Raw genomic sequence first — 23,620 nt, forward strand, 5'->3', positions numbered from 1 at the left:
TACCTCGCATAATCAGATTCTTATTTTAGTATTATAAGAACAATGGATGAGAAAATCATGAGAAGCCGAGCTTCTCGTGGCGATTTGACACTATGCGCGGCTGGGATAGGAAAAACAGTTTTGATGAAGTGATCGAGCTAAAAGATTATGACATTGAGCATGATCAAATGATTTTTGATCTTCTTTCCCTCTCTAACGATGGAGTGAATCCAAAAGCGTTTCAAAGGCGGATTTGCTGGAATGTTCAACATTTTTCATAATACCGATCGCTTTGTCCCAATCTTTACCCTCCGCGAAGAGTTCTATGGCCGATTTAACCCCTTGGTGAACCAGTTTATGATGCTGCTCGATATCGCTCATCGCTTTATTGTTACGAATCAGTGTGTTTCTCACCCCACCGTACCATTGACCGAAGCGGCAGCTGTTTTCATCAGGAATCGATGTGCCCTTGTTCGTAACCAATGCCTCATACGCTTCAAGTTTAAGGAGGATATGATCAATTTTTCCATTGGTGATATGGATACTGTCCGCTACCGTTTTAGATTTGTCCGCAATAGCGTGTGCATTATTGCCCACTTCCTCCAGCCGATCTTCGAAATCACTCAAAATTTCAATCGCGTGACGCGCCTCGGCCGTAAACACCTCACTGGTGTCCATCATCCCTGACGAGCTTTGTTTTAATACATTGATATTCACTTCCACTTCCAACGTCGCTTTTTGCGTACGCTCGGCCAACTTACGCACTTCATCGGCGACGACGGCAAATCCCCGTCCATGTTCACCCGCACGTGCCGCTTCGATGGCGGCATTCAGAGCCAGAAGGTTGGTTTGATCCGAAATATCCTTGATCAGATTAATGATTTCAGAGATGGATTGTACGTTATTGTTAAGCGTTTGGGTTTCCCCTTGCAATCCGCCCGTAAGTTCTTCAATTTTTTGCATTGACGTCATAACTTCATCGGTTTTTGCTGAAATTTCACTCGATTTGGCTGTGGTTATTTCGTTTAGCTGGTTTACTTCATCCAAACTCTTAACGTTGTTGGTTACGATATTCTGGACAAAACGCATCCCATCCTCATACGCTTCAAGCAAAACATTGTAGAGTTCAGCGATCGCTTTATTTTTGCTATTTTGAGAACGTTCCATTTCACTATTCGAACGGAACAACGACAACTCGTCCTCTAGCTGAGCATTTTGGTGACGAAAGTCATTTAATTGTTGCTGTAAAGCCGCATTGTCCGCTTCCAATCTTGCAATTTTTGCACTGTTGAAAAACATAAAAAGTCCCCTTTGATTCGTACATTAACGGGCAATCATATTGGGTAGGAGCTGATAGGCTACTTAATAAATAAAAAATGGATTTTTTGGGAGAAAAAAGTAAGGAAAATTCTCTCTCCAAGAGGAGAGAAAAACGATTAACGTTTTGAGAATTGAGGAGAACGGCGCGCTTTGCGTTTACCCGGTTTCTTACGTTCAACGATACGTGAGTCACGAGTAAGCATACCAAACGGTTTCAATACTGCACGGAATGCAGGATCGAACGTACAAAGAGCACGTGAGATACCGTGGCGAAGTGCATCGGATTGTCCTGAGAAACCACCGCCGGTGGTTGTCGCAGTGATGTCAACTGATGTGTCTTGTTTTGTCAAAGAAAGCGGTTGAGTAACACGCAATTTTTTTGCTTCAAGACCACCGAGCCATGCATCGAGTGAAAGACCGTTTACAGTGATTTTACCTGTACCCGGAGCAAGCCATACTTTAGCGATCGAAGATTTTCTTCTGCCGGTTGCATACGTTTTTGCCATGGTTTATCCTTACTTAGCGATCTGTGCAGAGTGTGGGTGTTCAGCACCTGCATAGACTTTTAGTTTTTTCAACATCGCACGACCTAATTTTGTTTTAGGAAGCATACCGCGAGCTGCAAGTTTGAAGAGTTTTTCTGGGTTAGTAGCCAAAAGCTCTGTCAATTTTTCACTTTTAACGCTACCGAAGTAACCGCTGTGTGTGTGATACGCTTTTGTTGCCAATTTACCGTTACCGTTGATAACAATTTTAGACGCGTTAACGATAACAACGAAGTCACCACAGTCAACATTTGGGGTAAAATAAGGTTTATCTTTTCCACGAAGACGAGTAGCAACATCCGTCATCAAACGACCGAAAGTTTTCCCTTCCGCATCGATCAAAACCCATTTACGGTCGATTTGCTCAGGTGAAGCAATTTTAGTAAATTTCATCTTGAGTCTCCTTTTAAAGTCTCTATAAATAGTGGCGCAATTGTACCAATATAAACTTATAATATACTTAAATTAAGTTTTCTATAAGCACTCTTTCCATTCGATCCGCTCCTCCAGGATATAGCACAAATATCCCTGAACCTTATCGCCGGTCAATGTATGTATCGCTTCCATATACCGCTTCACCTGATCTTGGTGTTTTTCTTCCTCTTCACGGCCGCTTTTATAATCAATAATCACCCACCCCTCATCGCGCCGGACCAACAGATCAAGCACCCCCAAGGAACCATTATGGCGTATCATCTGCTCTTTACGCCATTCTCCCTGCGTAAGGCGACAAAAGGTCTCATCTTCGATCAAACGTCTTGAACGTATTTCTATCTCTTTTATCACTTCTGAATGCAGCACGGAACCATAGCGGTTACGTGTCGATTCAAGCGCAATTTCCAATGATACAGTGGTAAAATCCCCCATCATCTCCAGCGTATAATGCAGAGCCAATCCAAATTGGACCGCAGCATAATCATGCGTAGCCTCTTTAGGAGAACGAAGTGTCTCCTCCTGCCGCCCGAACTGAAGGGCTTTGAATCTGGGGGGTTGAAGGGGAATGAGAACCTTCGCGTTACCTTCTTTAACCCGCAACTCGCCACTTCGGAAAGGGAGCAATTCCAAAGGAGAAAACCACGAGTTTTTCTCTTTACGAATCACCATAAGCGATTCAACGGCCCGGGTCAATGCGACATACAAAGCATTCAGCTGATCCTCATCCGAGGCCTTTTTTTCTGCCTCAAGTGCTTTTTCGTAAAGCGGATCAAGTGTTTCACGCCCTTTTATCCGATAGTGCAATCCCCGCAGCTGTGCCCCTGTATATTCATAGACAATAGGATCATTATGGGATCGTGCATTTCCAAGCCTATCGAGAACAATGACGTGTTCAAACTCCAGCCCTTTGGATTTATGGACCGTCATAATCCGAATCCCTTTGAGGTCACTTTGGGGTGAAGAGGTATCAAGCCGATCGATCTCATAGACTACCTCTTCGATATCACGGTATCCCCCCACTATTTCGATAAACATCAACGCACTTTTATCGGCAATCCCGTACCTTCGGACAAACGCAATTACCGCCGTATTCACATCCGTGATATGTGTACGCTCGATCTGCTTGTAGTCAATACCGAGCAGTGCCGCACAATTGAAACGGTAAATCGACTCGCCAAAATAGCCATAACGCAGATACTCGATGATCGCGCGGACACTCCGTTGTGCCACCAGCCGCGCCGTAGTTTCGGTAACCACTTCGTAGCCGCACTCACTCAGCCGCTCCTCCACCGCACTACCGTCTTTGTTGGTTGCCGTCAAAATCGCGATCTCCTCAGGAATAACCCCTTTTTCAAGAAGCCATGCGACACGTACACTTAATGTATCGAGGAGATCGGCGGTACTTACCACTTCAACATATCCTCCCGCATACGCTTCGGGAGACATTTGAGGAATGTATCCCGGAATCCTCCCCTCAAAAGAACGGTTGACGAAATTGACAATCTCACTGCGGGAGCGGTAATTAACCCGTAACGGTTCTACCCGCACATCGAACAATTCGGCGACTTGATGAAAAAGGGCACTCACCCCGCCGCGAAAACGGTAAATCGACTGTTTAACATCTCCGACGAAGAAAAAACTTCCCCCCTCATTCACTCCCACACCGGAACGGATCTCTTCGATCAGCGGCCGTAGGATATCGAACTGGATCACGCTGGTATCTTGGAACTCATCGAGGAGAAGATGTTTAAGGCGCGAATCAAGGCGGAAATAGAGAAATTCGCTCTCCAGTTTTTCCCGTAACAGCGTATGGACGTTCAGAGTGATATCATCGAAACTAAGTTCATTGCTTTGCTGTACCATTGCGTGACGGCTTTTGATGTACAGTTTTAAAATCCAAAACAACTCTTTAAAATAGAGTACTTCCCGGCGGCGCATCTGAGAAGCAACCGCATTTTGCAGTGCGTGGAGGAGTTCATCCATTTTGGGTTCATAGATTTTTTTAAAATCCCAATACTCCAAACTCGGCTTCAATAGCCATGTCTTTTCCAACAATCCTTCAAAACTCTCACACTGCATCGTTTTGCGGGCACGATCACTCAGCGGCTTAGACAGAACAAGCGTTGAGAGTTCCTGTGCCAGCCTCATGGCATCCTCGATGGAATCTTCCGGAGCCACGACCCCCTCATACGCTTCCAAATCGAGTTCCTTGTATTTGGAATACAATCCCGAAAGAAGCCCAAACAGGTCACTCAGCCGCTTATCGCTCAAAATCGACAGATGCACCAGGGCCTCCGCAGAATGCGATACCTCTACTTCGTTTAAAAACCGCTCCAACAACTTGACTTCATGGTGATTTTGAACCGTTTTAAAGGTGGGCATCAACCCTGCATTAAGGGCAAATTTTCGTAAAATGCGACCGAAAAATTTATCAATCGTAGAGATTTGGATATCAGAACGGAGAAATCGGGAAAGCACCTTTGGACGCTCTTCTAAAATAGTGGCTTCATCGAGTCCGCTGAGACGTGCGATTTGGGCAAGTTCACTCCGCCGCGGCAGCTCTTCAAGCGTGAGTATGACCCGTTCCAACATCTCATTGGCCGCTTTATTCGTAAAGGTCAATGCAACGATAGACGATGGGGATTCCCCCATAAAGAGGAGACTCAAATAGCGAACGACAAGGTTAAATGTTTTCCCGCTCCCCGCACTCGCTTCAAAAGCTAAAAACGGTTCAAATTCCACGCATCGCCTCCCGATGACACAGATAGACATATGGACAAATACGGCAACGGCTTAAATCCTCGCACATCTCCCATACCCATATTTTTTGGGAGGCAAGAAAAGCCAACAGTTCTTTCAGTTTCGTTATTTTTGCTTCCAAAAACTGCTCATATTTGAGCTCACCTCTACCCAGATCATAATATCCGCATCGCGCTACACGCCCCAGCTCTCCGGCGAGAAGGGCATACACACTGAGTTGATAATCAACATCCCCCTCTTTGGGCTCTTTATCGGTATCGGGAAATTTTCCGCTTTTATAATCGATCACTTCAAGCTCACCGCCGTTTTCATCGATCCGATCGATCCGCCCGCTCAGGGTTATCCCCTCCACCCTCACACTCGCCTCTTTTTCCGTATAGAGAACCCGCGAGCCCGCAGCAAAACGAAACGCCTCGTGAGCATAAAAAGGATCCAGTTTATCAAGCCATAGCCGTTTCATATGGCGTTCCAGCGGGTCATCCGTTTTCTTCTCTTCCCATAGAGTGCGAAGGGCCTCTTTGATTTGTATTGCGGATGCAAACCGATCTTGCTGAGTAAAAAGAGTCTCCAGGGTACTGTGCAGCGCATTACCGATATCCCGTTCCTGCGACAGATCACGCGGCAGTTCATGCTCTCGGATACGTGCACAGTAACGGTAATAAAACTGTCGCCGGCAGGTCAAAAAGCTTTTAATCCCGCTCGCCGACAAAGGAGAGGCCGTAAAATCGTATTCACTCTCATAATGGCCGACATAACGCTCTTTGAAACTCGGTGCAGGAAAGAGCACCTCTTCATAACGGTATACGGAGGGTATACTCTTGATACCTAACTGGAGTAAAAATCTCGACGGAACCGACTCCGCATTTTGGACGCATCCGATCACCACTTTCGAGGCTCGGTTAAACAGGATTGAATAGTAATGTTTTTGGAGTGATTCACGATCATGCGCACTCGGCAATCCTGCATATTCGCGCGTTTTGGTATTTAAAAAGAGATCTTTTTCACTTTTATGGGGGACATACCCTTCGTTAAAATCGATGATAACCACCCCTTCATACGCCACACCGCGCGTCTCCAATAATCCCATAACGGTGATCTTCCCTCCCCCTACGTCATCGATACTTTGCTGACGCAGACGGTTCATAAATATCCGAAATACCGCTCGAAAATCCATTTTTTCAAGGGCATGGGAAAGATGACCGAAGCGGTGCAGCTCATCGCGGAGCATTTCGATTGACGCCTCCTCATGCCCCTCCAGCAAGAGGACTAAAGCTTCAAGCTGTGAAAAGTGAAAGGCTTTTGGGTTCTGGACTCGGAACCAATCGAGTATTGATGTTTTGATGTTTTGGATACGGGCACGATTGAGGACCGTAGACTCATCCAGATAGAGGGTAATACTCTCCAACTCGCGGTAAAGTGCGCTGTTAGCAAACGGCTCCCCCATGGCGAAGTTGAAATTACCTTCCGTATCGAACTCTTTTATCATTGATGCCGCCGCCTCATCGGGCAAGATGACCGCAATCTTTTCCGGTGCGATCCCCTCTTCGACAAACCTCTCGATTGAAGCTTTAATAAATCCGATTTGCGCAAGCCGCGTATGAAATACTTCGCACGTCACCGCACGATTAGCCGACAGTGCCTTTTCGTCGATTATCCGTATATCATGTAGCGATAACCGATATTCCATCCCCTCTTTGAGCTCAAATCCCATCTCCTCAAGCCGTGCTGTCATTTTACGGTTATACGCCGTTGTATTATAGAGCAGGATAATATCGACTTGGTTCGTACACTCCCGTAAAAGTGCAATCTCATAACGGCTCAAATACCCCTCAACCATAATAGTAATTTTTTCAAAATTATGGAGAAAATCGTATTGAATAACCGTATTTTCAGCGCTGAATATCCTATCCGCCCACCCTTCACGCTTGCATATTTCGCCATACCGCTCGCGCAATCGCTTAAGAATGGCAATATGTTCCTCATACTCCCCATAAACATCGACGGACTGGAGTGTTTCTACCGAGACTTGTTCCGAAGAGAGCTCTTCAAAAAAACGGAACAGATACTCCGAATTTTGAATAAAACTGAAAAAGTTGCGCTCGATATTGAGTGCGTTAAAAGCCGAAAAATCGCTTGCCTCATGCATAGCTAAAAGCCGCAGATCCTCATCCGGAACGACTTTTCCCACCGACACATATGCCCGGGATAGAAACTCCCCCATTGTCATGATAGAGGGGAGAAAACTCTCAGCAGCGGTACTCACCGCATCCCTGACACAACGAGCAGTGGGATAGACGATACATTCTTTATTCATTCATGACTTTCCTAGATTTTTATTCATTAGAGTTCTTATAGCTCTATTTTTGAACGCAACCGGGGCAAAACCACGATCTTATAGGTTGGATGAGGGCATTGTAGTGGATTTCCCCTAAAGAGGAGAAGAGATACATCTGTATCTTAAAATTCGAAAGTATTCGGATTGCGGGTATCGGCTTTGAGGTTATAGTAGCGTTGGAGATTCCCGACAGACACTTTTGCCATAATGTCCCATCGCCCTGCTTTAGGGAGATCTACGGAATTAAAGGTGTATGTACCGTTTTTTACCGCTGGATTACTTAAATTCATATCGTATTCTTTAAGATCGGGACGGGTAAGGATCACCTCTATTTTAGCGTCATTGATCACTTTTCCCTCTTTATCACTCACTTTATACTCAATTACAGAACCTTTTTCGGTAATTTGCGGCGTTAAAAACGATACCGTATAATTTTGGTCAAAAGCGATCTTTGCTTCGATGATATCATTAACGTTATCATCATATTCATGGTAATTTTGCATCCCGTAATTGGACATCTCGACCGGATTATTCAGAGCAACTTTGATCGTCACCACACACGCACCAATAATACCGACAATGGAGAGTGCAATGATAATCGGCCATTTCGTTCCGGGGTTTTTAAACATTTAAAGAATCCTCTTTTTTACGAAAATATCTTCCTCGCACATAGACGATGATAGCATAAAGAATGATACCGTAAAAGATTACACGGAGAATATCGATAAAGTTTTTACTTCCACTGCCCGCAGATGAACTTAAGGTGACATCGTGATGCGCCGCAATCTGCTCTGCCACATCGGCATATCCGTTAAACATGGCAACGGAATATTTTGAAACAATTTCATCCCCTTTGGCACGCTCAGCCAAAATCGGCAAAATAGTTCCGCCGCGATTACTGATAAGTTCTTTGGCTTCATCGTAACTGCGTGCAAACATCACCGCACTGACAACGGAACCGATAAAGGTTGCATTCGGACTTAATACTTGAGCTTTGTTAAAATATTCGTATAAAGAGACGGGCCGCGCTAAAATATCCACTTTTTGTTTGAGTTCGATAAACGTCATAATGACAGCGGGCTCTTTTAATTCAGATGCCAGTTGTTTTTCGAAATCAGCGATAGTTTGGTTTTCCTCTAGATCACGCACCATCACCAAATAAAGCGATACGCCGGTTTTAGCTTTAAGTTCCGTACCGATTGCATTGATTTGTTCCGCGAATTGAGGATTTTTGACAACGTCATCTTTATATAAATATTCGGCATTGAGAGAAAGGGTAAAAGAGAATATGAGGATGAGGGCCGCCAGCCCTCGTGAGAGTAACAAACGCTACCCTTATCCGACGTATAAGTGGTTTGGTGTAATAACCGCCCACAACGTGACCGCTGCAGAAACCACTAAAGCGATTGTGATGAGTTTATCCATGATACTTGCCATCCTAAACTCCTTATTTAACATCAACAACATGTTTAGCATTATCAACGCTAATCATCTTGATGTCTTTTTCATTTTCTACTTGGTAGAAGTTCGCTGCACTGCCTTGTTGCACTCCAAGACCCCACACGGTTAAACCGGCAAGGATAGAGAGGAGCAACACAGTCGCGATCAACATTCCAGTGATACCGTCCAATGCAAAAATACTACGATTTTCCATTCTGGATCTCCTTATTTGCTAAGATCGGTGACATAAGCACCAAGCGCTTTAACTTGAGCTTCTGTCAAGTTGTTGAATGCAGGCATTGCACCGATTGAACCTTTTTTACCATGTTTAAGAACATTGGCAACCAACGTTGGGTTAAACTCAGCAATGCTTGGTCCGACCATATCGATACCTTTACCATCCGGTCCGTGACAAGCCGCACAGGTTCCGGCAAACACATCAGCACCTTCAGTACTTTTCATTCCGCCAGCTACATATTTAGCAACGGCATCAATCTCGGCATCAGTAATCAATGCACCGGTGTTAGCATTCAGTAATCCATTACGATCCGGCATCGGCATTTCCATACCGAGAAGTTGATTGTTTGACCCGTTATTGATAACGTGTTTAACCGTTGCTTCTTCCAAACGTACATTCAAGTTCGCCGCTTTACCGTCGATACCGTCCGCTTGAAGACCGTGACATGGAGCACATTGTACAATAAAGATTGATCCACCCATCTCTTTGAGTGTTTCTTCATCCATATTAGCATGTTCCGCTTCGAATTTTGCGTCATGAGCCGCTACTTCTTCATTATATTCACCGATTTGTGAATACGCATTAACCGGATATCCCGCAAGGAAATACCAGATCGCCCAAATGGTAAGGCCCAAGAAAATAATCGCCCATCCAAAAGGAAGTTCGTTTTTATATTCTCCGATTCCATCCCAGTTTTCGTCCGCAAGTTTACCGCCTGCACGGTCGTTTTGCATTTGACGGACATATTTTGTCACAACAAATGCTGCAACAATAACTATGACTGCAGCACCAACGATCGCAAGTTTGTTAACCCAGTCACCTTCTCCACCCATTCCGCCAGCCATTCCGACAGCAGCGTAAGTAAAGCCAAGCATTGCAATTACAACTATGATAGCAGCAAGTACTGTCTTATTCATTTATGCCTCCTACTTTTTTATCATCGTTTTTCGAGACCGTTTCGATCGGTTGATCGGTAATCTCGTCATGGAGCGCGATATTTCCATACTTTTCATAATCGCGCTTCCCTTTCCACTGTGAACTGTAGAGGTGGTAGATGTACGCATACAATACCACAACCAAGAACCCTGTGAAGAAAAAGTAAGCATACGCCTGAATCGTACCGATATCCACGCTGAACCCCTTATTTCAAACTGTTAAGATACGCAATAAGTGCGACGATTTCAGGAACTTGACCTGCTGCTACCGCATCTTTAACGTCTTGATCTTTCATATCTGCCGCAATTGCTTTTGCTTCTTCCAAAGCAGAAGCTTTTGCTTCATCCAATGTCGCTGCCAATGCAACAGTTGCTTTTGTGCCGTCTGCCATTGGAATTTCAGTGTTGTATGGAACCGCAAATACTTTATTTACGGTTACTTGTTCTGCATAAGCAGTGTCGATATCCGCTGTATTTTTGAACATCCAGCGATATGCCGGCATGATTGAACCCGGAACAACCGCTGCAGGATCTTTCATGTGATTTTCATGCCAATCCGTTGTACGGTAGTTACCTACACGCATCAAATCCGGACCAGTACGTTTTGAACCCCAAAGGAATGGACGGTCATACGCATATTCACCGCTCAAGCTGTAGTGTCCGTAACGATCCGTTTCTGATTTAAACGGACGAACCAATTGTGAGTGACACGCGTTACAGCTATTTTTGATGTAAACGTGACGACCAGCCAATTCAAGTGTGCTGTAAGGTTTCGTGCCGATAACCGGACGAGACGCTTGAGCAAAATTTGGCAGAATCTCAATAAGACCTGCAAACGAAATTACAACAAAGACAGCTACCGCGAAAAAGAACGGGTGTTTTTCTAACCAGTGAAACATTTTTCCCCTCCTTATTAAGCGCCCATAGGCGATGCGTTTTGAAGTTCACTCTCTTCAACACGGCGAGAGCTTGTCATTGTTTTGTACATGTTGTACGCGAACAAGAACATACCTAAGAGATACAATGTACCACCAACCGCACGGATAGTGTAATACGGATGCAATACGGTTACCGTATCGATGAATGAGTAAGCAAGGTTACCGAATTCATCATGAGCACGCCACATCATACCTTGTGTAATACCTGCGATCCACATAGAGGTGAAATACAATACAACACCGAGAGTTTGAATCCAGAATTGTGTATTCATCAATGATTTAGAATAAATCTCACGTTTAAATACACGTGGTGCCATGTGGAACAATGCAGCCATAATCATGAATGCAACCCAACCAAGAACACCGTCATGTACGTGACCGACGATCCAGTCTGTAAAGTGAGCCAATGCATTGACCGATTTGATCGCTTGGATCGGACCTTCAAGTGTAGAGAACATGTAGAACGTAGAAGCCAAGATCATAAATTTGATCAACGGACTCGATGCTACTTGCTGCCATTCACCCTTCATTGTCAAAAGCATATTGATCGCAGAACCCCATGAAGGAAGAATCAATACAACCGAGAATACAGAACCCATCGTTTGCATCCAATCCGGTACAGTCGAGAACAACAAGTGGTGTCCGCCAGCCCATAGATATACAAACATCAATCCCCAGAAAGCAAGAAGAGACAATTTATACGAATAAACCGCTTGTCCTGATTCTTTTGGAAGGAAATAGTAGATCATTGCAACGATAGGTACAGTAAATCCGAACGCAACCGCATTGTGTCCATACCACCATTGTACCAACGCATCATTTGTACCGGAGTACATTGAAACCGAGTGATACCATGCACCGACTCCGCCTGACGCGAAATACGTTGGAATAGCCATATTGTTGAAAAGATACAACATAGCGATACCCAAGAAAGTAGCGATGTAATACCAGATAGAGATATACAATGATTTTTCACGACGAATACCGATCAAACCAAAAAGACCCATACCCCAAATAACCCATACCGCAACAACCGCGATATCAATAGGCCATTCGAATTCAGCATACTCTTTTGACGTAGTGATACCAAGCAATAATGAGCCGACAACGGCAACAACTACCAATAGATATAACCAAAAATGTAATTTACCGAGGGCCATCAAAAATTTTGATTCTGCCATCGATACTTTCAATACACGTTGACCTACATAATACCATGTAGCCCAAATACCACTGAGGGTAAAACCGAAGATTACCGCATCGGTGTGCAATGGACGCAAACGGCTAAAATTGGTATATTCTGCCAATCCTTCACCTGCCATCGTGTTAACAGCAGGAAATGCAAGCTCCCACGCCAAAATAACGCCGACCAGCATCCCAACGATACCGAGTAACACGGTTGTAAGCATAAACATCTTAGCGACCGTGTAATCATACTCCAATGGACGATTCTCCATTAACGACCTCCTTAAAGATTCAAAGCATAAGAGCCTATTAGGGCACCTTTTATTTCACACAGGACCGATGAAATAAGAGGTGCCCTTAACACTTTTGTAACAAAAGTAGGCTATTAGACACTCTAATGATAGCAATCTGAGTATTTAAGGATTCTTAAATTTTTAAATGTTTTTCTCACTATTGAAACTTAACGATAAATTTAAGATTATTTACAGAATTAGGAGTAGAAAAGTAACACTTTGAAGATCGTTCACCGGTCATTGGAGGAAATGGGATCCCCCAATTTTGACTTAGCGTTGAAGAAGTTGAAGAAACTCGCTGAAAATGTATCGGCTCTCTTTAGGGCCCGGGCTTGATTCAGGATGGTGTTGAACCGAAAAAACATGGCCGCTGTTGTAGCGCAATCCCTCAATGGTGTTGTCAAAAAGGTTAATATGGGTTACCGTCGCAATTTCACGCACCGATTCAGGAACATTATAATTATGGTTTTGAGCCGTAATCTCTACCATTCCCGTTTGGACATTTTTAACCGGATGGTTTCCGCCGTGATGGCCGAATTTAAGTTTATGCGTATCGTATCCGTGTGCAATGCTGAGAAGCTGATGCCCCAAGCAGATTCCAAATAACGGAATACGGCGAGCAATGAGTTTTTTGATCTCTTCTTGTTCGCGTTTCAATACCAAAGGATCCCCCGGACCGTTGGAGAGGAAAACACCGTCAATCTCTTTGGCATCGTAACGGGCAATCAGATCATCCGCACTAAAGGTATTGGGAAGAACTTCAACTTCCAACCCGGCTTCGGTAAGTTCGTTGAGAATGTTACGTTTAACCCCGAAATCAATTGCCGCAATCTTCGCTTTTGGGTCAGGTGCATCGTTATAGCGGAAGTTGAACGGATCATAAATGCCGTTGCGATGAACATACGACGTTTTGGTGCTCACTTCCTCGATATAGTTAATCTCTTCGATACGGGGTGAACTCTCCAGCATTTTTTTGAGTTCGTCTTTGTCACTTACCTGCGTCGAAGCGATCATCATCATCGCCCCTTCGGTTCGGAGCATTTTGGTGATATAGCGGGTATCGATATCCGTGATCCCGATAATGCCGTGTTTTTCTAAAAAGGTGTGCAGCGCTTCTTGGGCGCGGAACGAAGAGTAGTTACTTTGGTACTGACGGACAATGATCCCTTTGCAGTGAGCACGGCTGCTCTCCATATCTTCGTCATTTACTCCGACGTTTCCGATTTCGGGCATCGTAAACGTGACAAACTGGCCCGCATAGGAAGGGTCGGTAATAATTTCCTGATAACCGCTCATGGAGGTATTAAAAACAATTTCCCCTACGGCTGTCGTATCGGCACCAAAACTTTTCGCACTTAAATACGTCCCGTTTTCCAGATAAATCCAAACATCACGCATTATGCCATCCCCCTTCGCACCAATTCATCTTTATACAATTTTTCATACACAATCTCGTATTCATCGGTTCCCGGAATCAGATTGCGCTTGTAGCTTTTTAGTTTTTGAAATACCGCTGATTCAATTTCACTTGAATCGGCAATAGAACCGGTAATCGCATCGTAAATAATATTTTTAATACGGTTTTCACTCACATCATAGTTTATCAAATCTTCTTCATAAAGAGCATCAAGGATCTGGTGTGCAATATCGGAATAACGCTCTTCATACGAAAGGACAACACCATATTCAGGTGCCAGTTTCTTTTTGATCATGAAAAAGAGTTGTCGCTCATCGGCGAGGTAGAAATCAATCTGCTCTTCATTGGCATTGACGATCTCTTTGACTTTCTCTTCCAAAGCGATCTCTTTTTTAATGTTGGCAGTCAAAACCTTTTCAGCCTCTTTGGCGGTACTCTCGAGCCCTTTGGTCATGGTTACCAAACCGCTGCGGCTAAGATCGACAGCAATTCGTGTCGCGATGTGGGGTACGTGTGTCAGTGAAACCTTCATTGCCAGCCCTGAGTGAAATTTTTTGCATTTTACTCTAAAATACCTCTCAAATCGCTTAGAGATACAAAGGGATAGAATCAATCTCTCTCAGAATGAGACAAGCTTCAGTGCCACAGCCTCATGCGTAGCCAAAGAGATTTTATTTCTTTGGCATTCTATTTAGTAGACTCGGGAAGTTTACGCATTTTCTCGGTAATTTCAGACCCTTTTTTGGGATCCATCTTTGCCAATATTTGACCGACAACTTTACTGTTGAGTGTCATTAAAATCTCAGAGGCATCGGATGCGCTCATTTGAGAAAGGATTTGTCCTGCTGCAGCCGGTTTCATTTTCAAAAATGCTTGAGAAACCTTATCCGATTTCAATTGTTTGATCTCTTCTAAAACTTTTTTATTCTCATCCAACATTTTTTTAATGGAGACTTCTTTTGCTTTGATCTCTGAAAGTTTTTGATCAACTTTGGTATCTTTCCCTTTGACCAGTGCCTCTTTTTTACGTAAAAGATCTTCTGTAGCTTTTTTCAGCGCATCCAGCGATTGTTTCTGCTCATCAATCCGTTCAAGCTCGACCAATAACTCATTTTTGCGGTCTTCAAAAATCTTTGTACATTCATACGATTTCGTAGCCGGTGCACCGTAAAGCAATGCAGCACCCAGCAGCGTTATACCCCAGATAATATTCATACAGTCTCTCTTTTATAGGTCATAGTACCGATCTCATCAAGCATTTTAGCCTCTTGTTCTTTGATCTGTTTGAGATGGGCGTTCATTTCCTGAACTTCTAAATATTTAAACTTCTCGTAATCAATCATCGCTTCTTTAAAACGTTCTCTCATTTGTATCTGACGATGCTGAGCCGTTTGCAACGTTTGCTGACAGTATTCAATTGTTTGGTGTTGTGCGTGGATCATCGCCGTTGCCTGGGTAAATTCGCCGACCGAACCTTGTGTCGGCAATGTCATATGGGAGAGCTCTTCATAAGCACGGTTAAGCTTATCAGAGGCAGAAGAAAGGGCATTATTAGCACCAATGAGAGCACGTTCAGCAGTATCAAGACTCTTTTTTTTGAGTTTGACCAACGGTTCATATTTTGATTTCATATTTCCGTTACCTCTGCCTCATTATGAGGCAAGCTTTAGTGCCATAGCGGCAAGCGTAGCCAAGCGGGACTTTGTTCCGTTGGCGTTCAAATTAAAATGGTATCGTTTCGATCCGGCGAGGTAGAAATCATACCGATTTTGGTTTGGGTCAACTCTTCAATCGCACGAAGATACTGTTGTGCTGTGATGGGAAGATCTTCAAAACGACGCACCCCTTCTGTTTTATCCCAACCCGGAAATGTTTTGTAAACCGGTTTAACATTTTCCAAATCAAGCGGCAGATAATCGATCACTTCACCGTTCACTTCATATCCCACACACACTTGGATTTCATCAAATCCGTCGAGTACGTCAAGTTTCATAATAGAGAGATCATCACATCCGTTCAAACGGCTTGCGTAGCGGCACGCTACAGCGTCAAACCAACCGCATCGGCGAGGACGTCCGGTTGTCGTTCCGAACTCGTGCCCCGCTTTGCGGAGGCGCTCACCGATCTCACCATGATCTTCCGTCGGGAAAGGGCCGTTTCCGACACGGGTACAGTACGCTTTTACAATCCCCGTTACTTTACCGATGTCTTTCGGGTTTACCCCAAGACCGGTACATGCACCCGCTGAAATCGTTGATGAGCTGGTAACATACGGATAAGTACCGTGGTCGATGTCGAGCATCGTTCCCTGAGCCCCTTCGAGAAGGATTTTCTTCCCTTCGTCCATCATTTTCCATGCCATCTGCGTCGTATTGGCTAAAAACGGTACCAATTTTTCGGCATAACCGTTTAGTTCAGCCACTAACTCTTCGCGTGATGGCAAGGCAATTTTCATCGCTTCAAAAATCGCTTTGTTTTCGGCAAAATAGTCCATAACGCGAGTCGAAAGCGTTTCAATATCACGCAATTCACCCAAACGAAAGCCGGCACGGGCGATTTTCTCGCTGTAGGCCGGCCCGATACCGCGCCCCGTCGTACCGATCGCTTTTTCACCGCGAAGAATCTCTTTAGCCTGATCGATCAGCGCGTGAAACGTTAAAATCATATGGGCCGATTCGCTCACAAACAATCGTCCGAGAAGATTGTCAAACTGTTTCATCTCTTTAATGAGTGCTTCGGGTGAAACAACAACACCGTTACCGATGATATTGACCGCTTTCGGGTTCAAAATCCCCGATGGGATAAGGTGAAGAGCATGGGTTTTGCCATCAACGACGATGGTATGACCGGCATTATGCCCCCCTTGATAACGGGCGACACAATCGTACTTTTGCGCGAGTAAATCAACGATTTTCCCTTTTCCTTCGTCTCCCCACTGAATCCCTACTATTAAATCCGCTTTCATAAATAATCCTACTTTAGTTTATTGGTGTAATGCGTCAATCAACGCATCGGTGTAAATGGCGAATCCGACGGAAACGGTCTCGTCGCTTTTGTAGCGTCCGCCCATTGCATAGACTTCGTTACCTTCGATAACACGGAAAAAAAGCTCGTCATAGTAGAGCATTTTAGCGTAATACAAAGGGGCTATAACCACATTCGGATATTCTAACCCCTCACAAAGCTCTTTGATTTTCAAAAGCTCCGGCTTGATTGCATCTGGGACGATTGCGGCAACGGCATCAATCTCATCGGCGTGCTGCATATAGACCAATCGGGTCAACCAGTCGATTTTAAGGGACAAAAACTTCTCAATATTCACATGACGAAAATCATCCAAATTCAAATCCAACATGTCGCTCAAAAGTCGAGGGATATTGATGTTGGAGATTTGTAATAGCGGCGTCATTTCCAATACGTTCAAAATCCGTGTCGCTTGGGTAAGTGCTACGGAAAGATTCGGCTCATCGATGATCTCGACTCCGATTTGGTACTGCTCATCAGCAGGATAACGGTAAACCGGCTGAATATAGAACCATTTTTTATGTTCCGTATTCCCGCCCAGACGCTTGTTGACGATACGGACCACATCAATCGTAGAATCGGCACGGAGACTGATCGGATGATTTTCACTGTCGTTGACACGAATCAATTCGCGCTGATCACAGACGCTCATATGCTGGTGATACGAAAAAAGCGGTGTTAAAATCTCTTCAAATCCGGCATCACTGAGCAAGGTACTCGCTTTAGTTTCAATGGTACGCTTCGTCTTCGCCGTTGCCGCAAAGTAAAGCTTTGATCCTTCCGGAATTTCGTGTTCAAATACCATTGGTTTAGAGTCCGAAATAGACGGTATTAAACACGCGGTTTGCGGTTCCGTCATATGCGCGGCGACCCATTTTATCGAGTGCCAATTCCACCGCGTTAGCTGCCCAACACGCTTCATACGGAGAGATAAGCCCCATATGGTTGATACGGAAAATCGAATCTTTGATATGATCTTGTCCACCGGCGACGTTTATATCGAACGCTTTGAGGGTTGAGCGGATTTTTTTCGCTTCCGCGTCCCCTACCGTCGTCATCGAATCAGCAGGAGCTGTTGGATAAATAGAAAGACCGATTGCCTTCATCGCTTCGCGAGTCGCTTGCGCACGGCGCGCCGTATCGGCGTAGAGTTTATCCAAACCGCCTTCGGCTTTGATACGGTTCAAAATAGACTCTAATCCGATAGTGATCGTCGTTGCCGCTGTCCATGCCGTCGTATTTTTGCGCTGATTTTTAATCTCAGTGGCAAGGTTGAAGTAATACCCTTTGCCGCTTCCGATTTTCTCAATCGCCGCATTGGAGAGACCCATAATCGCGAGTCCCGGAGGGAGCATCAACGCTTTTTGGCTCCCTGAGATCAAGCAGTCGATGTTCGTAACGTCGATTTTTTCGACGCCCACGGCTGTAATGCCATCGGCAATGACCATGATCAATGGGTTATGGGCTTTCACTGCCGCCGCAATAGCTTCTACACGGTGACGAAGACCGCCCGCGCTTTCGCAGATTTGAATCGCAATCGCATCCACGTCCGGGTTGGCATTCAATGCCGCTTGAACTTCCTCTACCGTAGCCGGAGTATCCCATTCGTGTTTAATCTCAACATTCGCAATCCCGTGTGCCACGGCAATTTTGCCGAAACGCTCACCGAATTTTCCCGAATTGATTGAGAGAAGTTTTGAGTGGGCAAGATTGATCACGGCCCCTTCCATCGCACCAGTACCGGAGGATGCAAGCATCAGTACTTCGTCCATCCCAAGCAGTTCAAACAACAATGCGCGTGTACGCTCAAAAATCGCTTCAAACTCAGGGGTACGGTGGTGAAGCGTCTCACCTGCCATAGCGATACGTACCGATTCAGGTACCGGGGTAGGTCCGGGGGTAAAAAGTAACATTCAAAAATTCCTTAATGGAAAGTGTCATAAATCCGCGCATTTTATCCTAGTTGAGGTTAGGGGAGGTTTAAGGGGAGAGGCTATGGTACAATTGCACCAAAAAAAGAGCTTTGCTATGACATTATTTGACGCATTGATTCTCGGGGCACTCGAAGGGGTAACCGAATTTCTCCCCATCTCCTCGACGGGGCATCTGATTTTAGCTTCACAACTTTTGGGTTTGGAGCAGACCAACGCCCATAAAGCATTTGAAGTCTCCATCCAGCTGGGAAGTATCCTCGCCGTCCTCTTTTTATATGCTCAACGGTTACTGAAAGACAAAATGTTGTGGCTTAAAATCGGTGTCGCTTTTTTACCGGCAGGTGCTTTGGGATTTTTATTTTATAAGCAGATCAAAGCCTTATTCGGCGTTGAAACGGTTAGTATTATGCTGATTGCGGGGGGGATCGTCTTTCTCATTTTTGAGTATCTTCGACGTGATAAACCCATCGATGCGGGAAAAGATATCAGCGAGCTGAGTTTCAAAGAAGCTTTTACTATCGGTGTCTTTCAAAGCCTCTCGATGATCCCGGGTACCAGCCGATCCGGTGCCACCCTTATCGGCGGATTGGTGATGGGGCTCAGCCGAAAAAGTGCAGCAGAGTTTTCGTTTCTCCTCGCTATCCCCACAATGATCATCGCTACGGCCTACGATCTGATTAAGCATCGTAACGAAATGGTCGTGGATGATTATTTTATGCTCACGATAGCGTTTATAACGGCATTTGTATTTGCCCTCGCAACGGTCAAACTTTTCGTCGCTTTCGTCAGCCGTCACACGTTTACCCCGTTTGCGATTTACCGAATCGTTGTCGGAGTAATCTTCTTTTATTTGGTGGCAATGCTTCCGGCGTGAGAACGTAAGAACTTAATCTGATCGATCAAAATTTTCGCTAGTTCCAATGCTTTGGAACGGTGCGAAAGCCCTTTTTTCACATCATTCGGTAATTCTCCCAACGTTTGCGTGTATCCGCTCGGAATAAAGACCGGATCGTATCCGAATCCGTTTTCACCACGCAATTCAGTAATCACGTCCCCGTACATCCATCCGTGCACACAGCTCTCTCCCTCCTTCGAAACAATAGCGATTGCCGCCGTATAGTGAGCGGGAGAAGAATCGACTCCTTTTTCCTTTAACGCCTCCACCAACTTTAGGAGATTATCCCGATCACTCGCCCCCTCACCGCCGTAACGGGCGCTGTAAATCCCCGGAGCACCATCCAGTACATCCACACTGATGCCGCTGTCATCCGCGATCACAATCGCCTCAGTATCCCCTAACGCCGCATAGACGGCACGCGCTTTGATCAGTGCATTTTCTTTGAAAGTTTCCCCGTCTTCAACAATCTCAAATCCCTCCATCAAATCGGTATAGGGAAATACCTCCCGATCGTGGAGCAATTCAATAATTTCACGCACTTTCCCTTTATTCGACGTGGCCAACACAACTTTCATACGGGTATCCTTAGATTAGTCTTAGTAATATTCTTTCACGTATTCACCTCATCACAAGATGTACTATAATGGCGGAAATTTTAGCTCATTTAAGGTGACAACGTGTTTAAAACGGTTCTCCCCCTTTCCGCGATTTTATCGCTGCGGTTTTTCGGTCTCTTTCTCGTTCTTCCGGTACTCTCTGCGTATGCTCTGAATATCGAAGGAGCCACCCCCTTTTTAGTCGGGGTCATTGTCGGCGGATATGCCTTGACTCAAGCAATTTTCCAAGTCCCTTTTGGTGTCATGAGTGATAAAATCGGACGTAAACCGACCCTTCTTGTCGGATTAATCATTTTCTTGGTCGGTTCTATCATCTGTGCCGTCAGTACCGATATCTATACCCTGATGGCAGGACGTTTTCTACAAGGTGCCGGAGCCATCGGTGCCGTTATCCCGGCCATGATCAGCGACTTGGTTCATGAAGAGGCGCGTGGAAAAGCGATGGCCCTTATGGGAGGAACCATCGCGATCAGTTTCGCTCTCGCCATGGCTCTCGGTCCGGTGATCAGTGCCTACTTCGGTACGGTATCGCTTTTTTGGATTACGGCAGTTTTATCGATTTTAGCCATGCTCATTTTATTTACGAAGGTACCTACCCCTCCGCGCATCCGCCATATCTACCATTCAACCACTACTACTGCAGATATTCTAAAAGATCCTAATTTGCTCAGCATGATTATCACGAACGGCATGCAAAAAGGGCTGATGACGGTCGCCTTCGTCCTGATCCCGATCTTGCTTTTGGACACTGCAGGTGTATTCAAATGGGAAGCCAAAGAGTTGTGGCAGGTTTATCTTCCCGCTATGGTTCTCGGCCTTCTCGCAATGGGACCCGCAGCGGTATTTGGTGAAAAATACAACAAGCCGCGTGAGATCTTTTTACTCTCGATCGTCCTTTTTATCGTCGCCTTTACCCTGATGGGGTTTGCGACGAAAAGCTGGGAATTTGTCGTAGGGGTTATCAGCTTCTTCATGGCGTTTAATATGATGGAACCGTTGGTACAGTCCATGATCTCCAAGTATGCCCGCGTCCATCAAAAAGGGGCGGCTCTCGGGATTGCCAACGGTGTTGCTTACTTCATGACCTTTATCGGGGGAGCTGTTGCCGGTATCGCGCTACAATACTCCGACCGTGAGACACTGGCTATCGGTTTGATCGTTGTAAGTACATTGTGGCTGTTGTGGACATTTAAAATGTCAAATCCTCACCGCTATTCGCATCTTTATATCTCAGTAGATCATGTAGATATGGAGAAATTAAATAACTTGGAGCATGAGCATATCGCGGAGTGGTATATCAATGAGACCGAAAATATTGTTGCGGTTAAATACCGTAAAGATAAGGTTGAAGAAGAAGAAATTAAAGCGAAAATCGTTAAATAATTGGTCATTGCGGACTTGATCCGCAATCTAAGATCCTGAATCAAGTTCAGGATGACGAGAATTAAAGTTTTATGACTCTTACCAGTGTCCCCGATTCCAAGTCCCCATCCTCTTCTCCGCAGATCATCAGTCCCGTATTGCCGAGCAAATTGGTGAGAATCGCCGAACTTCCCGTTTTTTTACCCTCGAAATCGACCCAATAGCGCCCCTCTTCAAACGTCAAATTACATGCGGTAAATTCGCTTTTATTCGAACGTTTGGCAAACGGCACTTTGAGGGTCGCTTCGATGACCTCATACGGGTTTTCAATCCCCATCATCCGGGCCATAAGGGGTGCGGCATAGAGGATAAATGTGACGGTTGAGGAGTAGGCAAATCCCGGTAAGGAGACAATAAATTTCTCCCCCCGCTGTGCCACCATCACATGCTGTCCCGGTTTGATATTGACCCCTTTGAAAATCACTTCAGCACCGAGGCGCGGGACGATGTGTTTGACGAAATCGTAATCCCCGACACTCACCCCACCCGTACTGACGATAATATCGCACGAGTGGATCGCCTCTTCGAACCGTTCCATAATGGCACTTTTATCATCCCCGACAATTCCCATTTGAACGCTCTCACCTCCGAGAGCATCGACGAGCGCTTGGAGGGTATAGCTGTTGGAACTTCGGATCTGCCCCGCATGGCGCGAGCTTTCACCGATATCAAGGATTTCACTTCCGGTCGCGATAATGGCGACTTTTGGACGCTGAGCAACACGGATCATCACCCGATTGATCCCCGCTAAAACACCGATCTCGGCGAATCCGAGTTTCGTCCCCTTGGCGATGAGAATTTCTCCCTCCCGATAACTCTCACCGACAGGACGGACGGCAAAACCGGCCGGAACCCTTTTTTCGATGACAATCTGCTCACCCTCAACACGGACGTTTTCGATCGGGATCAGGGTATCGGAGCCTTTGGGCATCAGCGAACCGGTAAACGTCTTGATACACGTTCCGCTCATGACACCGCCGATTTCATCGGCACCGGCAGGATTATCCCCCAAAATTTCGAGTGATTCAAACTCGCCAAAATCGCTGTGCAGTACCGCATACCCATCCATTGCCGAGGTCGGATGACTCGGATAGTCTCTATCAGCGATAATATCTTCCGCCAAAATACGGCCCAAGGCAGAGGTCAAAAAGACCCGCTCACTTCGGATCTTACCCATACTCAAAAGAGTGATCATATTTTGAGAAGTTTCATACGAGATCATGCATCGCTCCCTAACAGTCCCGCACCGCTAATCGGAGTTGAACGCTCACGTGCGTAAATTCTCGCTCCGTTTTTCAGATCGTACTTCCAGATGGGTGCGGAGGCTTTAAAATCCTCGACAAACCGCTCAATCGTCTCCAGCGCCACACGCCGTTTCGGTGAAAAAACCGCCGCGATATACGAGCTTTCATGTACCAAAACATCACCCCGACTATGTGCCATTTTGAGCTTTGCACCGAGAGCTTCCGCCTTAGTTTGCCACGCCTCGAACCATCCGTTCAGAATCGGTTCATACACGTCAAAACTAAGGCCGTCAATCCCGTCTTCCTCCCGAACCGTCCCGATAAAGGGGATATACGCTCCGTAGTTATAGTCCGTCTCCTCCGCATACCAGCGCGTTATGATTTCAGGGACGTTTAACGCTCCCGTATAGAGTTCCAACATGCTCATCCGCCACAAACCGGAGGAAGGAGAGATACTTTGTCCCCATCTTTCAACGGTGTATCAAGTGATGCTACCAGCGTATCATTGACCGCCACTGCACAGTTCTCAAGCCACTGTGCTAATTCACTGTCACTTTTTAATGCTCCAGCAACATCACGTAAAGATGACGCTTCCAATGTTAACGGGGCCTTTTGAATTGGTCCTAAAAATTCTACGGTTACCATCGCGATATCCTCATAT

General features: G+C 45.5%; 25 protein-coding genes and 1 pseudogene. 2 read left to right on the forward strand and 24 right to left on the reverse strand.

Going from position 1 to position 23,620, the window contains the following annotated elements:
- Positions 1 to 192: 192 nt before the first annotated feature.
- From WB308_RS02205 to WB308_RS02300, 20 genes and pseudogenes are all read right to left on the reverse strand, one after another.
- Positions 193 to 522, reverse strand: a complete 330-nt coding sequence (locus WB308_RS02205) for a CZB domain-containing protein (protein WP_424188647.1) — start codon at positions 520 to 522, stop codon at positions 193 to 195.
- Positions 508 to 1,278 (reverse strand): annotated as a pseudogene (locus WB308_RS02210) (methyl-accepting chemotaxis protein); the annotation flags it as partial. The gene WB308_RS02205 and the pseudogene WB308_RS02210, both read right to left, overlap by 15 nt.
- Positions 1,279 to 1,415: 137 nt before the next feature.
- The gene (gene rpsI, locus WB308_RS02215; protein ID WP_424188546.1) at positions 1,416 to 1,805 is read right to left on the reverse strand and encodes a 30S ribosomal protein S9; all 390 of its coding nucleotides are present in this window, start codon (positions 1,803 to 1,805) and stop codon (positions 1,416 to 1,418) included.
- 9 nt (positions 1,806 to 1,814) lie between these two features.
- Positions 1,815 to 2,237 carry a 50S ribosomal protein L13 gene (gene rplM, locus WB308_RS02220; protein ID WP_300008205.1) on the reverse strand — a complete coding sequence of 141 codons (423 nt, stop codon included), beginning with the start codon at positions 2,235 to 2,237 and terminating at the stop codon, positions 1,815 to 1,817.
- Positions 2,238 to 2,318: 81 nt separating this feature from the next.
- Positions 2,319 to 5,021: a RecB-like helicase gene (locus tag WB308_RS02225; protein WP_424188548.1), complete on the reverse strand. Its 2,703-nt coding sequence runs from the start codon at positions 5,019 to 5,021 to the stop codon at positions 2,319 to 2,321.
- Positions 5,011 to 7,353, reverse strand: a complete 2,343-nt coding sequence (locus tag WB308_RS02230) for a RecB family exonuclease (RefSeq protein WP_424188550.1) — start codon at positions 7,351 to 7,353, stop codon at positions 5,011 to 5,013. Before WB308_RS02230 ends, WB308_RS02225 begins: the two co-directional genes overlap by 11 nt.
- 143 nt (positions 7,354 to 7,496) lie before the next feature.
- A complete protein-coding gene (locus WB308_RS02235) occupies positions 7,497 to 8,003 on the reverse strand; it encodes a FixH family protein (protein ID WP_424188552.1) in 507 nt (168 codons plus the stop codon).
- Positions 7,996 to 8,700, reverse strand: a complete 705-nt coding sequence (locus WB308_RS02240; RefSeq protein WP_424188554.1) for a 3-dehydroquinate dehydratase — start codon at positions 8,698 to 8,700, stop codon at positions 7,996 to 7,998. Before WB308_RS02240 ends, WB308_RS02235 begins: the two co-directional genes overlap by 8 nt.
- A gap of 121 nt (positions 8,701 to 8,821) precedes the next feature.
- Positions 8,822 to 9,028, reverse strand: a complete 207-nt coding sequence (locus tag WB308_RS02245; RefSeq protein WP_424188556.1) for a DUF4006 family protein — start codon at positions 9,026 to 9,028, stop codon at positions 8,822 to 8,824.
- A gap of 11 nt (positions 9,029 to 9,039) precedes the next feature.
- The gene (locus tag WB308_RS02250; protein ID WP_424188558.1) at positions 9,040 to 9,969 is read right to left on the reverse strand and encodes a c-type cytochrome; all 930 of its coding nucleotides are present in this window, start codon (positions 9,967 to 9,969) and stop codon (positions 9,040 to 9,042) included.
- The gene (locus tag WB308_RS02255) at positions 9,962 to 10,183 is read right to left on the reverse strand and encodes a cytochrome c oxidase, cbb3-type, CcoQ subunit (protein ID WP_424188560.1); all 222 of its coding nucleotides are present in this window, start codon (positions 10,181 to 10,183) and stop codon (positions 9,962 to 9,964) included. Before WB308_RS02255 ends, WB308_RS02250 begins: the two co-directional genes overlap by 8 nt.
- Positions 10,184 to 10,193: 10 nt before the next feature.
- A complete protein-coding gene (gene ccoO, locus WB308_RS02260) occupies positions 10,194 to 10,886 on the reverse strand; it encodes a cytochrome-c oxidase, cbb3-type subunit II (protein ID WP_424188562.1) in 693 nt (230 codons plus the stop codon).
- A 14-nt stretch (positions 10,887 to 10,900) separates the two neighbouring features.
- Entirely contained in the window at positions 10,901 to 12,382 is a 1,482-nt protein-coding gene (ccoN, locus tag WB308_RS02265; protein ID WP_424188564.1) for a cytochrome-c oxidase, cbb3-type subunit I, read from the reverse strand.
- Positions 12,383 to 12,673: 291 nt separating this feature from the next.
- On the reverse strand, positions 12,674 to 13,801 hold the full coding sequence (gene carA / locus WB308_RS02270; RefSeq protein ID WP_424188566.1) for a glutamine-hydrolyzing carbamoyl-phosphate synthase small subunit: 1,128 nt from the start codon (positions 13,799 to 13,801) through the stop codon (positions 12,674 to 12,676).
- The gene (locus tag WB308_RS02275) at positions 13,801 to 14,352 is read right to left on the reverse strand and encodes a DUF507 family protein (protein WP_424188568.1); all 552 of its coding nucleotides are present in this window, start codon (positions 14,350 to 14,352) and stop codon (positions 13,801 to 13,803) included. The genes carA and WB308_RS02275 overlap by 1 nt, the downstream gene beginning before the upstream one ends.
- A 155-nt stretch (positions 14,353 to 14,507) precedes the next feature.
- A complete protein-coding gene (locus tag WB308_RS02280; protein ID WP_424188570.1) occupies positions 14,508 to 15,035 on the reverse strand; it encodes a MotE family protein in 528 nt (175 codons plus the stop codon).
- Positions 15,032 to 15,451: a flagellar export protein FliJ gene (locus WB308_RS02285; protein ID WP_424188572.1), complete on the reverse strand. Its 420-nt coding sequence runs from the start codon at positions 15,449 to 15,451 to the stop codon at positions 15,032 to 15,034. The genes WB308_RS02280 and WB308_RS02285 overlap by 4 nt, the downstream gene beginning before the upstream one ends.
- A gap of 86 nt (positions 15,452 to 15,537) precedes the next feature.
- Positions 15,538 to 16,785 (reverse strand): adenylosuccinate synthase, encoded by a 1,248-nt coding sequence (locus WB308_RS02290; protein WP_424188574.1) that lies wholly within the window; start codon positions 16,783 to 16,785, stop codon positions 15,538 to 15,540.
- Positions 16,786 to 16,803: 18 nt separating this feature from the next.
- A complete protein-coding gene (locus WB308_RS02295) occupies positions 16,804 to 17,649 on the reverse strand; it encodes an ATP phosphoribosyltransferase regulatory subunit (RefSeq protein WP_424188576.1) in 846 nt (281 codons plus the stop codon).
- A gap of 4 nt (positions 17,650 to 17,653) precedes the next feature.
- Entirely contained in the window at positions 17,654 to 18,757 is a 1,104-nt protein-coding gene (locus WB308_RS02300) for a pyridoxal-phosphate-dependent aminotransferase family protein (RefSeq protein WP_424188578.1), read from the reverse strand.
- Between the two features lie 115 nt (positions 18,758 to 18,872).
- On the opposite strand from WB308_RS02300, the gene WB308_RS02305 reads away from it, so the two are divergent.
- Complete coding sequence (locus tag WB308_RS02305) at positions 18,873 to 19,652, forward strand: undecaprenyl-diphosphate phosphatase (protein ID WP_424188649.1); 780 nt, start codon at positions 18,873 to 18,875, stop codon at positions 19,650 to 19,652.
- On the opposite strand, the gene rdgB is transcribed toward WB308_RS02305, so the two are convergent.
- Entirely contained in the window at positions 19,625 to 20,251 is a 627-nt protein-coding gene (rdgB, locus tag WB308_RS02310; protein ID WP_424188580.1) for an RdgB/HAM1 family non-canonical purine NTP pyrophosphatase, read from the reverse strand. The two genes, WB308_RS02305 and rdgB, sit on opposite strands and share 28 nt — an antisense overlap.
- A 102-nt stretch (positions 20,252 to 20,353) precedes the next feature.
- Here rdgB and WB308_RS02315 point away from each other — a divergent pair, with 102 nt between their 5' ends.
- Complete coding sequence (locus WB308_RS02315) at positions 20,354 to 21,676, forward strand: MFS transporter (protein WP_424188582.1); 1,323 nt, start codon at positions 20,354 to 20,356, stop codon at positions 21,674 to 21,676.
- Positions 21,677 to 21,737: 61 nt separating this feature from the next.
- Here the strand turns inward: WB308_RS02315 and glp are convergent, their stop codons facing one another.
- From glp to WB308_RS02330, 3 genes are read right to left on the reverse strand one after another with little or no spacing between them, the layout of a single operon-like run.
- Positions 21,738 to 22,937, reverse strand: a complete 1,200-nt coding sequence (glp, locus tag WB308_RS02320) for a gephyrin-like molybdotransferase Glp (protein ID WP_424188584.1) — start codon at positions 22,935 to 22,937, stop codon at positions 21,738 to 21,740.
- Positions 22,934 to 23,380, reverse strand: coding sequence for a molybdopterin synthase catalytic subunit (locus tag WB308_RS02325; RefSeq protein ID WP_424188586.1), 447 nt, complete (start codon positions 23,378 to 23,380; stop codon positions 22,934 to 22,936). Before WB308_RS02325 ends, glp begins: the two co-directional genes overlap by 4 nt.
- A 2-nt stretch (positions 23,381 to 23,382) precedes the next feature.
- Complete coding sequence (locus tag WB308_RS02330; RefSeq protein WP_424188587.1) at positions 23,383 to 23,604, reverse strand: MoaD/ThiS family protein; 222 nt, start codon at positions 23,602 to 23,604, stop codon at positions 23,383 to 23,385.
- Between the last annotated feature and the right edge of the window lie 16 nt (positions 23,605 to 23,620).

It is taken from the genome of Sulfuricurvum sp. (genome assembly GCF_049587615.1).
Lineage (GTDB): Bacteria > Campylobacterota > Campylobacteria > Campylobacterales > Sulfurimonadaceae > Sulfuricurvum.